The sequence below is a fragment of the Aeromonas sp. s12 genome (assembly GCF_040907925.1).
In the GTDB taxonomy this organism is placed as follows: Bacteria; Pseudomonadota; Gammaproteobacteria; order Enterobacterales; family Aeromonadaceae; genus Aeromonas; species Aeromonas veronii.
Map to the genome: position 1 here is coordinate 161,628 of NZ_JBFOCT010000028.1, position 13,076 is coordinate 174,703.

A 13,076-nucleotide genomic window follows, 5' to 3' on the forward strand; every position below is an offset into this window, starting at 1 on the left:
TGACAGGGCCCCCCGCCGGAGGGTAGTTTCAAGCGCCTGTATCACATTCAATCAGTGATCTTATTCAACTATTTTCGCTTGAATCTGCGATGGACGAACCCCTTATGCTGGAACAAGAGATAAGTCGACGTCGCCTGTTGCTGGGAGCCGGTTGCCTGCTGGGCAGCTCGCTGCTCTCCTTCCCTGCACTGGCCAGCCGCAGTACCACCGGGCGTGAACTCAGTTTCTTCAATCTCAATACCGGCGAGCGGGTGCGCGCCAGCTATTGGGAAAATGGCCACTATCTGAGCGACGGGTTGGCCGAGCTTAACCACATCTTCCGCGATTACCGGCGCAATGAAGTGTTCAACATCGACAAGAAGCTGTTTGATCAGCTGTTCCTGTTGCAGCACAAGCTGGGTCGGCGCAGCGAAATTCAGCTGATCTCCGGCTATCGCGCTCCGGCCACCAATCGCCAGAAGCGCCACAAGAGCCGCGGCGTGGCCAAGCACAGCTACCACACCCTGGGGCAGGCGGTGGATGTGCGGATCCCCGGCGTACAGCTGGCCCATCTGCGCAAGGCGGCGCTCCAGCTCAAGGTGGGTGGGGTTGGTTACTATCCCCGTGACAACTTCGTTCACCTCGATACCGGCCCGGTGCGCAGCTGGTAAAGGGGTTGGCAAGCTGCCAAGCTCTTCCCACCAGAGAGGAGATAGCGATGAAAAAGATAGTGATTTGCGGCCTGATCGCCCTGTTGTTGACCGGTTGCAGCAAGCTCAACCGTGAAAATTACAACCAGTTGAAGATGGGTATGAGCTACGCCGAGGCCAGCACCATTCTGGGCAAGGCGGAGCGTTGTGATGATGCCTTGGGCACTACCAGCTGCCTCTGGGGCGGGGAAGGGAAGAACATCAAGATCCGCTTTATCGCCGACAAGGCGACCTTTTTCAGCTCGGAAGGGATTAACTGAGTCGCAGAGCGTCCATGAAAAAAGCGCCACTCGGGCGCTTTTTTGTTGCTCGTAATCCAACCCGCTTCGCCAGAAGCTGGCGTACTCAGTGGGTCGCGTACTGGTAGTTGAAGGTGGGCAGACCCCACTTGAAGCGAACCGCCAGCAGCCGCAGTACAAAGCCGATCCCGATGGAACCGAACGCGGCCCAGTTGGTCGGCAAGCCCTGGTCCAGCGCCAGACAGTAAAGCGCTGCGGTGATCAGCGAAATGGCTGCATAGAGCTCGCGACGAAATACCAGTGGAATCCGCTGGCAGAGCAGGTCCCGCAGCACCCCGCCAAAGACCCCGGTCACTACCGCCATGATGCAGGCAATACCGGCGCCGTGGCCCATATCCAGCGCTCGAGCCGCACCGAAGATGGAGAAGACCACCAGTCCCAGGGCATCAAGGGCCATGAACAGCTTGCCGAGGTAGCGCATCAGGGGGGCGGAGACCACACCCGCCATCGCGGCTGCGGCAACCAGCAGCACGTATTCCGGATGCTCAATCCAGAGCAGCGGATAGTGGCCGAGCAGCACATCGCGGATGGTGCCACCACCGATGGCCGTCGCCGAGGCGATGATCACCACACCAAACAGATCCATCCGTCGCCGACCCGCGGCCAGCGCGCCGGTCATCCCTTCGGCCACCAAGCCAACCAAGAAGAGTGCATGTAACATGAGATATCCCAGGGAACGAGAAAGGCCAGAATCCTACCAACTCGTGTCATATGGGACAAGCTATCGAGTGCATGCATTAATTTAATTCATGCTAAATACGAAAAAGGCACCGTTTCGGGTGCCTTTTTCTAATCAATGTTCAAGGGTTAGCGCCCCAACTGCTCCTGCCGGTAGTGATCGACCCACATAGCGGTGGCGCCACAGATGGCGACCGGCATCACGAAGAGGTTCACCACCGGAATGGCGGAGAAGAGGGTCACCAAAGCGCCGAAGCTGAGGCACTTGCCACGGCGTTGCTTCAAGGCGTCACGCATGGTGATGAAGTCGATCTTGTGGTTGTCGAACGGATAATCCACATACTGGATCGCCATCATCCAGGCGCTGAACAGGAACCAGAGTACCGGCGCCAGGGTCTGGCCCACCACCGGGATCAGAAACAGGATCAGGCAGCCGATGGCCTTGGGCAGGTAATACTTCAGCTTGGTCCATTCGCGGCCGAAGGTGCGTGGCACATCCTTGACGATATCCAGCATACCGCTGTCATTGGCGGGCTGGCCGGTGAGGATTTGCTCCACCTTCTCCGCCAGCAGGCCGTTGAAGGGAGCGGCTACCCAGTTGGCAACCGAGCTGAAGATAAAGGAGAAGACCACCAGTATGGTGATGAGGGCGATGGGCCAGAGCAGGTAGTCCAGCCAGTCGAGCCAGGCGGGGATCTGCTGATGGAGCCAGGCGAACAGGCCGTCCAGTTGCAGCAGCAGGGCATAGAAGGCCCCGGCAAACAGCACGAAGTTGACCAGCAGGGGGATCAGCACAAAGGTGCGGATGCCCGGTTGGCGAATGAGGGAAAAACCGCGCAGAAAGTAGTCTGCACCGCTGATTGAATCTTTGACCATATGGGGTGATTGGCTCATGTGAGCTCCATCTATGCATGGGAGAACTGCCAGCATATTACAAACAAGCCTTTGATTTGGTAAAGTCGCCGACTATTCCTTATTTCGTGCCGTGGCGACCAAAAATCGGGCATGAATGGGGATGATGCCTGCATATTACAAACAAAGCCGGGTCTGGATTTGGTAAAGTCACCTGCCCGCATCCTCTTTATTTAGCCACTGATACAGGTCGCCATGCGTCTGAAACTGATCAAACTCGCCGGCTTCAAGTCGTTCGTCGAGCCGACCCGCATCGAACTGTCGGCAGACATGACCGCCGTGGTGGGCCCCAATGGCTGTGGCAAATCCAACGTCATCGACGCGGTGCGCTGGGTGTTGGGGGAGAGCTCAGCCCGACATCTGCGCGGCGAGAACATGACCGATGTCATCTTCAACGGTTCTATCAATCGCAGTGCGCACGGGCGCGCCTCGGTCGAGCTGGTGTTCGACAATCCCCATAACCGGGTGCCCGGCGAGTTCGGCCGCTTTACCGAGATCTCGGTGCGCCGCGAAGTGCTGCGCGACGGCTCCAACCACTATCAGATCAACGGCCAGAAGTGCCGCCGCAAGGATGTGACCGACCTCTTCCTCGGCACCGGTCTTGGCCCCCGCAGCTACGCCATCATCGAACAGGGCACCGTCAGCCGACTGGTGGAGTCGCGTCCGGCCGATCTCAAGCTCTTTATGGAAGAGGCCGCCGGGGTCTCCCGCTACAAGGAGCGGCGCCGCGAGACCGAGCAGCGCATTCGCCACACTCAGGAAAATCTGGAGCGCCTCGGCGATATTCGTGGCGAGCTGGGTTCGCGCCTTGAGCACCTCAAAGCCCAGGCCGAAACGGCCGAGCGCTACAAACAGCTCAAGAGTCGTTCGCGCGCTGCTCGTGCCGAGTTGATTGGCTCCGAGTTGTGGGCGCTGGAGACGCGCCTTGGCGAGGCCAAAACCGAACTGGCGCAGGCCGAGCAGGCGCTGGCGGCGCTCGATGCCAAGCGCACCGCCGATGAGGGGCGCCACGTCACCCTGTCGGTCGCCAGACAAGAGGCGCAAGCCGAGCAGGCGAGCCGTCAGCAACAGATTTTTCTTGGCGGGCAGGCCATCGCCCGTCTCGAGCAACAGCAACTGCACCAGAGTGAACTGGGGCGCGACTGGCAGGCCCGTGCAGAGGCGCTCGGTGAGCGGATCGCCACCCGCAAGGCGCAGCTTGCCAGCCAGCAGGATCAACTGACCGAAGGGGTATTGCGCGCCGAGCAGGAGAGCGCTCGGCTGGAGCAGTGTGAGCAGTTGCTCACCGAGCAGCAGGAGGCTCGCCAGCACGCCAGCGAGCAACTGGAACAAGCCCGCTTGCGCCAGCAGCAGTGGCAGCAACAGTTGGCCGGGTTGCAGGGGCAGCTCAACCAGACTCGTACCCGGTTGGGTGGCCTGCAGGAGCTGCAGGCCAAGACCCGGCTTGCCCGCCTCAAGCTGGAAGATGAACGCGCTGGCCCCCTCGGTACAGAGGCCGATGACCTGCAACCGGCCCTCGATGCCCTGAGTAGCGAGCTGGAGCTGACGCGGGCTGCCACTGGCGAGCTGACCGAGCAGCTGGCGCAGGCGGTCGACGCCCATGAACAACTCAAGCAGCAGCATGGCCAGCAGTTGAGCCTGCAGCGGGAGCTGGAGGCGCGGCTGGCGACCCTGGATCAGATCCTCGGGGAGCAGATGGAGGGTGCAACCCTGGCCGACCGGTTGCAGGTTGCCCCCGAGTGGGCACAGGCGCTCGATAAAGTGCTGGGTCGCTGGCTCACCGCAATGCCGGCGGACGAGTGCAATCTGGCGCAAGAGGGGCTCTGGATTGGCCCGGCGCAACCGGCGGTTGCCGGTACGCTGGCGGCGCAACTGGGCGGCGAGCACATTCCCGCCTTCCTCAACGCCATCTGGCTGGTGGAGAGCCGGGAGGCCGCATTGGCCCGCCAGCCAAGCCTTGCGGCCGGTGAGTCGGTACTGACTCCTGCTGGCGACTGGCTGGGGCCAAACTGGGCCGATTTGGGACAGGGCGCGGCGCTCGGCACCATGGCGCTGCTGGGTGAGCGTGAGCGGTTGCATACCGAGCAGGAGAAGGGTGCCGCTGGGCTGGCACAGCTGAGCGAGCAACTTGTGGCTGCCGATGCCCGGCGTGCCCAGCTTGCCAGTGCGCAGGAGTTGTCGCAGCGAACCTTGCGCGAGCAAGAGCAGAAATGGCAACAACTGCGCGAAGCCTGGAGTCTGCAACAGGGTCAGCGGCAGGAGCGGTTGCAGCGGCTCGGTCAGCTCGGCGAAGAGCTGATCCGGCTAGATCAGGAGCAGGCCGAAGAGGCAGAGCGACTGGCCAGCGCCCGTGAACAACTGGAACTCGATGAGGCACGCCTTGCCGAGTTGCAGGAGCAGGGGGAGCCGCTGACACAAGGGTTGCAGCTCGCTCAGGAGCTGCTGACCCGCTGCGAGCGAGCGGTCGACGAGGCCCGTGCACGCCGCGAGCAGCAACAAGCGACCTGCCAGCGTTTGCAACTGGAGTTGGGTAATCTGCGCCAACTCATTACCCTGGGCGAAGAGGAGTTGGCGAGGCTCGGGCTGGAGCTGGCCGGGCTGAAAGGGCCGGATAGCGAGGCCGTGCCGGATCTGGCGCCACTGCTGGCCGAGCAGCGCAATCTGGAGGCGCAGCAACTCGCCTGCCATCAACGGCTTGCGGAGCTGGAGCGCCAGCTCGGTGAGCTGGAGCAGGCCAGAAGTGCCGATCACAAGCAGCTGGTGACGTTGCAGGAGAAGCTGGCAACCCTGCGCCTTGAGCGCGAACGCAACCTCACCCGTCGACAGGGGTTGCACGAGCAGTTCGAAGAACTGGGTGTCCGACTGGTAGATCTCGATCAGGCGGTGTTGATCGCCGCAGATCGCAGCAAGCTGCGACAGGAGATCCAGACCCTGGAGGGGCAAGTGGAGGCGCTCGGCGCCATCAACCTGGCGGCGCTGGAGGAGTACGAAGAGGCGAAAACCCGGGCAACCTATCTTGAAAATCAGTGTCAGGATCTCGAGCAAGCGCTGGAAACCTTGAGCCAAGCCATTAAAAGAATTGATAAAGAGACACAAATACGGTTCCGGGACACTTTCGATAAGGTCAACGAAGATTTAAAATCCCTGTTTCCAAAAGTGTTCGGTGGGGGCAGTGCCTGGCTTGAGCTTACCTCCGATGATCTTTTGGAGGCCGGAGTGAGCATCATGGCGAGACCTCCGGGTAAGAAGAATGCTACCATTGCCCTGCTTTCCGGGGGGGAGAAGGCGTTAACTGCGCTTGCGCTGGTTTTTGCCATCTTCAGACTCAACCCAGCACCTTTTTGTCTGCTGGATGAGGTGGATGCACCGCTCGATGAAGTGAACGTCGGTCGCTTCTGTTCTCTTGTCAAAGAGATGTCGAGCACAGTACAGTTCGTTTACATCAGTCATAATAAGGTCTCCATGGAGATGGCTGAGCAGCTGGTTGGCGTCACGATGCAAGAGCCCGGGGTTTCTCGCATTGTGTCGGTCGATATCGGTGAAGCCGTCGCTTTGGCTGAGCAAAACTAGAAAGAGAAGCAGCTAATGCAGGAATTGCGTTACATCTTGGTTGCCCTGGGCGGTATTGCTATTGCGGCATTGCTCATTCACGGGTTGTGGAGCAACAAAAAGAATCGTCAGGCACCGATCAAAGAGAAACCGATTGGACGGATGGACTCCAAGTCGCGGGATCGTGATAACGACGCCTTCGACAGCGATGGCATCGGCCAGGTACGCGTGGTCAGTGGTGGCCGTCGTGCCGAGCCCAAGCTGCGCAGTGAAGAGAGCCGCCAGCCGGAACTCGGTCGTCGCCCTGCAGTCCCCACCTTTGATGATGAAGATGACGAGGACGATCTGCCGCCGCCCGTAGTGCGCAAGCCTGCTGCCCGCCCGGTTCCGCCGCCTCCTGTCTATGAAGAGGAGGAAGCGTTCGACGAACCGCTTCCCGAGGAGACCGACGAGGCGCCCGCCGCGCCGGTGCGCAAACCTGCTCAGGTCAATCGCCGTACCCCGGTCTACCGTTCCCGTCCCCAGCGCGAGCCCATGATGCAGTCGCTGGATGACGAGCCGCTGGTCGAGCCCGCTTACGCGACCGCCCCGACTTTTGGTGCCCGTGCAGAGACAGTCCGTACCGCCGACACCGTTCGTGCCGAACCGGTGCGTGCTCCCGAGCCGGAATATCAGCCGCAGCCCCGTCATGTGGCTCCCGAGCCTGTGTATGAAGAGCCGGCCTATGTGGCACCTGCACCTGTGGTGGAAGAGCCGCGCATGGCGCCCCAGCCGGTCGAGAAGATCTGGCAGGATGTCTATGTCATCAACCTGATGGGCCGTCCGGGTCACGACTTGCAAGGTGCAACCCTGCTCTCATCCCTGATGGCGCTGGGCTTCAAGTTTGGCGAGATGGATATTTTCCACCGTCACGAAGATCCCAACGGCAAGGGTGAAGTGCTCTTCTCCATGATCAACATGGTCAAGCCGGGCACCTTTAACCCGTACCGGATGGAACAGTTCACCACACCGGGTGTCTCCCTGTTCATGCAGTTACCGCTGCGCAGCAATGCCGCGTTTGCCTTCGAGGACATGCTGCAGGCTGCCGATCAGCTGGCCAGCGATCTCGATGCCATGCTGACAGATATGGATCGCAGCCCGCTGAGCGACGAGACCATTGCCCGTTACCGTCACGAGCTGGCTGCCTACGAGGCCAGCCGCGACTAATACGCCATGCGGGTCGAGTGAAGAAAAAGTGCGGTACCCTGGTACCGCATTTTTGTTTCTACCCCGGCCGGATGTTCAATCACACTTCGAGACTTTTTCATGAGCGATATCCTCTCCCGCCACCGTCAATTGTGTGAACTGCTTACCGAATATGGTCACCAGTACTATGTGCTGGATAACCCGACCGTACCGGATGCCGAATACGATCGCCTGATGCGCGAACTGATGGCGCTGGAAGCCGAGAATCCCGAGCTGAAAACACCGGCGTCACCCAGCGTGCGGGTCGGCGGTCAGCCGCTGACGGCGTTCAGTCAGGTACGTCACGAGATCCCCATGCTCAGTCTGGATAACGTCTTTAGCAGCGAAGAGTTGCAGGCGTTCGAACAACGCATGAGCGATCGTCTCAAGCGTGACGTGCGTTTCACCTTCTGCTGCGAGCCCAAGCTCGACGGCTTGGCGGTGAGTCTGCTCTATGTGGATGGTCAGCTGGTGCAGGCGGCGACCCGGGGCGATGGCGCCACCGGTGAGGAGATCACCGAGAACGTGCGTACCATCAAGGCCATTCCGCTCGCATTGCGGGGCTCTGGTTGGCCCGAGCGGCTTGAGGTGCGTGGCGAAGTGTTTATGCCCAAGGCCGGTTTCGAGGCGATGAATGCCAAGGCACTGGCAGCAGGCGAGAAGGTGTTCGTCAACCCTCGTAACGCCGCCGCCGGCAGCCTGCGTCAACTCGATTCACGCATCACCGCCAGCCGTCCCCTAAGCTTTTACGCTTACGGTGTCGGTGTTGGCGGCGAGCTGCTCGGTGACTCTCACTTTGGTCGCCTCAATCAGCTCAAAGCGTGGGGGCTGCCGCTCAGTCCCGAGGTGAAGCTCAAAGAGGGGGCCGCCGGTTGTCAGGCGTTCCATGACGACATTCTGGCCCGCCGTGGCGAGCTCCCTTACGAGATCGACGGCGTGGTCTACAAGGTGGATGCCATCGCTCTGCAAGAGGAGCTGGGCTTTGTGGCCCGCGCCCCGCGCTGGGCGACCGCCCACAAGTTCCCGGCGCAGGAGGAGATGACGGAGCTTGAGAACGTCGAGTTTCAGGTCGGCCGTACCGGCGCCGTGACCCCGGTCGCTAAGCTCAAACCTGTGTTTGTCGGCGGCGTGACTGTCTCCAACGCCACCTTGCACAACGCCGACGAGATCGAGCGTCTCGGCGTGATGATTGGCGATACCGTGATCGTGCGCCGGGCAGGGGATGTGATCCCGCAGATCGTCGCCGTGGTGGAGGCGCAGCGTCCAAGCGACGCCCGCGCGATCCTCTTCCCGACCGAGTGTCCGGTCTGTGGCTCTGCGGTCGAGCGGCTGGAAGGGGAAGCGGTTGCCCGCTGCTCCGGTGGCCTGTTCTGCGAGGCGCAGCGCAAGGAGGCGATCAAGCACTTCGCCGCCCGTCGCGCCATGGATGTGGACGGCCTTGGCGACAAGATTGTCGAGCAGCTGGTAGACAAGGGGCTGGTGAAGACTCCCGCCGATCTGTTCAGCCTCAACGCCATCCAGCTGGCCGGTCTTGAGCGGATGGGGCAAAAATCGGCCCTCAATCTGGTAGCCGCCATCGATGCTGCGCGCAGTACCACCTTGCCGCGTTTCCTGTTTGCCTTGGGGATCCGCGAAGTGGGGGAGGCGACTGCGCTCAATCTTGCCAACCACTTCCTCACGCTGGATGCACTGCGCGCAGCCTCGGTGGAGCAACTGCTCGAAGTGGCCGATGTGGGCGATGTGGTGGCCAAGCATGTCTACTACTTCCTGCGTCAGCCCCACAACGTGGAGGTGTTGGAGGCCTTGCTGGCTGCCGGCATCCACTGGCCGGCCATCGAGAAGAAAGAGGCCGCGGAGCAACCCTTTGCCGGCAAGACCTTCGTGCTGACCGGTACGCTGACCACCTTGTCGCGCAACGACGCCAAGGCAGCGCTGCAGGCGCTGGGGGCCAAGGTGGCGGGTTCGGTATCTGCCAAGACCGATGTGCTGGTGGCGGGGGAGGCGGCCGGTTCCAAGCTGACCAAAGCACAGGAGCTCGGCATTACCATCTGGACCGAAGAGGAGCTGCAACAGGCGTTGCAGGGCTGATAGCCCTCACCAAGCCTGCTAACCGCAGCTCCTGATAAAAGAGAACCCGGCATGGCCGGGTTCTCTTTTTTGTTTCGGCGGTTACTCACGCCAGAGGATCTTGTGGCGCCATTTGTCGGGCACGGTGAGCTGCCAGCGGGCCAGCTCGCTCTTGCTGAAGACATATTCGCCGCGCAGGGCCGCGCGCGGGGAGATGGTACGGGGCAGGGTGCCCGCCAGTATGGTGTTGATGAGGCTGGCTGCCTGTATCCCCTGATCGTGGCCGTCCAGCACCAGCCGCCGATGGCCATCCCCTTGCCGACGGTAAATTCCCAAAAACAGAAGAGCGGCACCGGCGTGTTGGCGCTGGTCCACTCCAGCACCGTCTTTTCGCTCACATGCTTGCCATTGTCATCGACCAGCGTGTGGTAGAGGCCGAGGAAGATTGCCTGATAGCCGTTCTTCTTGGCGTTGAGCACCGCCTCCTGCCAGAGGCTGTAATCCCCCATCAGCTGGCTGTTGATCCGGGTCTGACCGACCCGCAGCTCGGTCTGGGTCTTGAATTCATCCTCAATGGCAGTGAGGGCCACATTGCTGGAATCAAACAGCACCAGCGCCTTGTCGAGCCCCCCCATCATCTGGCTTATTTCGCTGATGTTGCGCTTGAGCAGGGGGCGCTCCAGCACGCCGGTGATCTTGGGGTGGCCGACAAAGCCTTTGAGGCGGGGGTTCTCGTTCATGCCGAGAAAGACCACCGGAGTACCCAGCGAGGCGATCTCGTTGGCCAGATAGTTGATGGCGTTGTCATCCCCCAGTACTACCAGATCCGGTTTGCTCTTCAGATAAAAGGCGATGGCTTGCTGGGCGATCTCGTCGAACTTCTCCCGTGGATGGCGTTTGGTATCCATATAGAAGTGAGTGATCTTGTGCTCCCCCTGCAAGCCATCGAGCAGCCCTTTGTTGTAGCTTTGGTCCCACAAGTATTCGGGATGGTAGCTGCTGATCACCAGAATGTTGGCGGCCCAGAGCGGCAGAGAGAGGGTGGATAGCAGTAACAATAGCAGGGAGGTGCGCATGGGTTATCCCTTGTCGAGGGGGAGAGAGTTCTTGTTCAGTATGGGCGGTTTTGGTTGACGCTGTCATCTCGAAACCGGTGCGGCGGGGGGCGATTTTTTTCGGGTGGGTGGATCGGACGCCAGCCCGCACCCTGCTTGAGGTTGGATTTGAATGGGTCTCTTTTGGGTTGGTCGTGAACTGTCCCGCTCGCTGAAAAACCTGTTCTGGATCAAGAAATGAGGCTTCGCTTTGGTGCCTAATAGACACCACATATAGGGACGCATTCGTTTTTAATCCCTATATGTTGTGTTATTAAGCTGTGTATAAGCTGTTCCCTTCCTATCTTCAGCCCAGGCTTGTCAAGCCTCGGCTGAATTTATTTGCGTCCAGGACGAGATGCCGGGAGGGGGGCCCAACAAGGGTGAGCCAGAGGCAAATGCCTGGCCTTTTAACGGGGAAAATTCATGAAACCGGTTGTGATCAAACGTGACGGATGTCGCGCACCATTCAATGCCCAGCTGATTGCAGAGGCGGTCAGCCGTGCGGCGGAAGCGGTCAATCAGGCCAATCCGGCACTCGCCTCCCGCATTGCCAATGCGGTGAGTCAGGAGCTCGAAGGGCGTGGTGAAGTTGATATCCACGAGATCCAGAACCGGGTCGAAAACCACCTGATGGCTTCCGACGACAAGGCCATCGCCCGTGCCTATATCGAATATCGCCACGACAGGGATCAGGCTCGCGAGGCGCGCGGCCGTCTGGCGCAGGAGATCCGCGGTCTGGTCGAGCAGACCAACGCCGCCCTGCTCAACGAGAATGCCAACAAAGACTCCAAGGTGATCCCGACCCAGCGCGACCTGCTGGCCGGTATCGTCGCCAAGCACTATGCCACCAGCCACATGCTGCCCCGTGATGTGGTTCAGGCTCATGAGAGCGGTGATCTGCATTTCCACGATCTCGATTACTCGCCTTTCTTCCCGATGTTCAACTGCATGTTGATCGATCTGAAAGGGATGCTGACCCACGGCTTCAAGATGGGCAATGCGGAGATCGATACCCCGAAATCCATCAGCACCGCCACTGCCGTGACCGCCCAGATCATCGCCCAGGTGGCGAGCCACATCTATGGTGGTACCACCATCAACCGCATCGACGAAGTGCTGGCCCCCTATGTGACCATCAGTTGGCAGAAACACCGTGAAGTGGCCGAAGAGTGGGGCATTGCCGACGTAGAAGCCTACGCCATGGCCCGCACCGAGAAAGAGTGCTACGACGCCTTCCAGTCACTGGAGTACGAAGTCAACACTCTGCACACCGCCAACGGTCAGACGCCGTTCGTCACATTCGGCTTTGGTCTGGGGGACAGTTGGGAGTCGCGAATGATCCAGCGCGCCATCCTCAGCAACCGCATCGCTGGCCTTGGCAAGAACAAGAAGACCGCCGTGTTCCCGAAACTGGTGTTTGCCATCAAGGATGGCCTCAACCACAAGCAGGGCGATCCCAACTACGACATCAAGCAGCTGGCGCTGGAGTGTGCCTCCAAGCGGATGTATCCGGACATCCTCAACTACGACCAGGTCGTGAAAGTGACCGGCTCCTTCAAGACCCCCATGGGTTGCCGCTCCTTCCTCGGTGCCTACGAGGAGAATGGCGAGCTGATCCACGAAGGTCGCAACAACCTGGGTGTCGTGAGCCTCAACCTGCCGCGCATTGCCCTGAAATCCCGTGACGAAGCGGACTTCTGGGATCGTCTCGATGCCTCCCTGCGGGTCGCCAAGAAGGCGCTGATGTACCGCATCACCCGTCTGGACGGGGTGAAAGCACGGGTTGCACCGATCCTCTATATGGAAGGGGCTTGCGGCGTGCGCCTCAAGGCGGACGACAACGTCAGCGAGATCTTCAAGAACGGCCGTGCCTCCATTTCCCTCGGTTATATCGGGGTTCACGAGACCATCAACGCCCTGTTTGGTGACAAGGTGCACCTGTTTGACAGCGCCGAGCTGCAACAGAAGGCCATCGCCATCATCGCCCGTCTCAGGGCAGCCATTGACGAGTGGAAAGAGGAGACTGGCTACGGCTTCAGCCTCTACTCCACCCCGAGCGAGAACCTCTGCACCCGTTTCTGCCGCATCGATGCCAAGGAGTTTGGCGTGGTATCCGGCGTGACCGACAAGGGGTACTACACCAACAGCTTCCACCTCGATGTGGAGAAGCAGGTCAACCCGTACGACAAGCTGGACTTCGAGGCGCCCTATCCGCCCATCGCCAGTGGCGGCTTCATCTGCTACGGCGAGTACCCCAATATCCAGCACAATCTGGAAGCGCTCGAAAACGTCTGGGATTACAGCTATGACAAGGTGCCCTACTACGGTACCAACACCCCCATCGACGAGTGCTACGACTGCGGCTTTACCGGCGAGTTCGAGTGCACCTCCAAGGGCTTTACCTGCCCGCGCTGCGGCAACCACGACCCGGCCAAGGTGTCGGTGACCCGCCGTGTCTGCGGCTACCTCGGTAGCCCCGATGCGCGCCCCTTCAATGCGGGCAAGCAGGAAGAGGTGAAGCGCCGCGTCAAACATATGTAAGCGCTGCAATGATGAAGAGC

8 protein-coding genes and 1 pseudogene are annotated in these 13,076 nt (G+C 60.4%); 6 read left to right on the forward strand and 3 right to left on the reverse strand.

Annotation, left to right across the window (positions count from 1 at the left end; genetic code table 11):
- Positions 1-104: 104 nt before the first annotated feature.
- Together AB5Y67_RS14535 and AB5Y67_RS14540 are read left to right on the forward strand one after the other, a co-directional pair.
- Entirely contained in the window at positions 105-650 is a 546-nt protein-coding gene (locus AB5Y67_RS14535) for a DUF882 domain-containing protein (RefSeq protein ID WP_139441822.1), read from the forward strand.
- A gap of 47 nt (positions 651-697) precedes the next feature.
- Positions 698-949, forward strand: a complete 252-nt coding sequence (locus AB5Y67_RS14540; protein WP_199427500.1) for a DUF3862 domain-containing protein — start codon at positions 698-700, stop codon at positions 947-949.
- An 85-nt stretch (positions 950-1,034) separates the two neighbouring features.
- Here the strand turns inward: AB5Y67_RS14540 and AB5Y67_RS14545 are convergent, their stop codons facing one another.
- Positions 1,035-1,649, reverse strand: coding sequence for a trimeric intracellular cation channel family protein (locus AB5Y67_RS14545; RefSeq protein WP_005338456.1), 615 nt, complete (start codon positions 1,647-1,649; stop codon positions 1,035-1,037).
- A gap of 146 nt (positions 1,650-1,795) precedes the next feature.
- On the reverse strand, positions 1,796-2,560 hold the full coding sequence (gene cysZ, locus AB5Y67_RS14550; protein WP_005338455.1) for a sulfate transporter CysZ: 765 nt from the start codon (positions 2,558-2,560) through the stop codon (positions 1,796-1,798).
- Positions 2,561-2,773: 213 nt separating this feature from the next.
- Here cysZ and AB5Y67_RS14555 point away from each other — a divergent pair, with 213 nt between their 5' ends.
- The 3 genes from AB5Y67_RS14555 (at position 2,774) to ligA (ending at position 9,439) form a co-directional block, all read left to right on the forward strand.
- Positions 2,774-6,148, forward strand: coding sequence for an AAA family ATPase (locus AB5Y67_RS14555; RefSeq protein ID WP_368207888.1), 3,375 nt, complete (start codon positions 2,774-2,776; stop codon positions 6,146-6,148).
- 15 nt (positions 6,149-6,163) lie between these two features.
- Entirely contained in the window at positions 6,164-7,333 is a 1,170-nt protein-coding gene (gene zipA / locus AB5Y67_RS14560) for a cell division protein ZipA (protein ID WP_127008175.1), read from the forward strand.
- A 99-nt stretch (positions 7,334-7,432) separates the two neighbouring features.
- The gene (gene ligA, locus AB5Y67_RS14565) at positions 7,433-9,439 is read left to right on the forward strand and encodes an NAD-dependent DNA ligase LigA (RefSeq protein WP_199427502.1); all 2,007 of its coding nucleotides are present in this window, start codon (positions 7,433-7,435) and stop codon (positions 9,437-9,439) included.
- A gap of 81 nt (positions 9,440-9,520) precedes the next feature.
- Here ligA and AB5Y67_RS14570 read toward each other — a convergent pair.
- Positions 9,521-10,494 (reverse strand): annotated as a pseudogene (locus tag AB5Y67_RS14570) (ABC transporter substrate-binding protein).
- Between the two features lie 444 nt (positions 10,495-10,938).
- Here AB5Y67_RS14570 and nrdD point away from each other — a divergent pair.
- A complete protein-coding gene (gene nrdD / locus AB5Y67_RS14575; protein ID WP_042079841.1) occupies positions 10,939-13,056 on the forward strand; it encodes an anaerobic ribonucleoside-triphosphate reductase in 2,118 nt (705 codons plus the stop codon).
- Positions 13,057-13,076 lie beyond the last annotated feature (20 nt).

Coding starts and splice junctions, on each gene's coding strand:
- AB5Y67_RS14535 (WP_139441822.1), top strand. CDS start 105: ATGCTGGAACAAGAGATAAGTCGACGTCGCCTGTTGCTGGGAGCCGGT.
- AB5Y67_RS14540 (WP_199427500.1), top strand. CDS start 698: ATGAAAAAGATAGTGATTTGCGGCCTGATCGCCCTGTTGTTGACCGGT.
- AB5Y67_RS14545 (WP_005338456.1), bottom strand. CDS start 1,649: ATGTTACATGCACTCTTCTTGGTTGGCTTGGTGGCCGAAGGGATGACC.
- cysZ (WP_005338455.1), bottom strand. CDS start 2,560: ATGAGCCAATCACCCCATATGGTCAAAGATTCAATCAGCGGTGCAGAC.
- AB5Y67_RS14555 (WP_368207888.1), top strand. CDS start 2,774: ATGCGTCTGAAACTGATCAAACTCGCCGGCTTCAAGTCGTTCGTCGAG.
- zipA (WP_127008175.1), top strand. CDS start 6,164: ATGCAGGAATTGCGTTACATCTTGGTTGCCCTGGGCGGTATTGCTATT.
- ligA (WP_199427502.1), top strand. CDS start 7,433: ATGAGCGATATCCTCTCCCGCCACCGTCAATTGTGTGAACTGCTTACC.
- nrdD (WP_042079841.1), top strand. CDS start 10,939: ATGAAACCGGTTGTGATCAAACGTGACGGATGTCGCGCACCATTCAAT.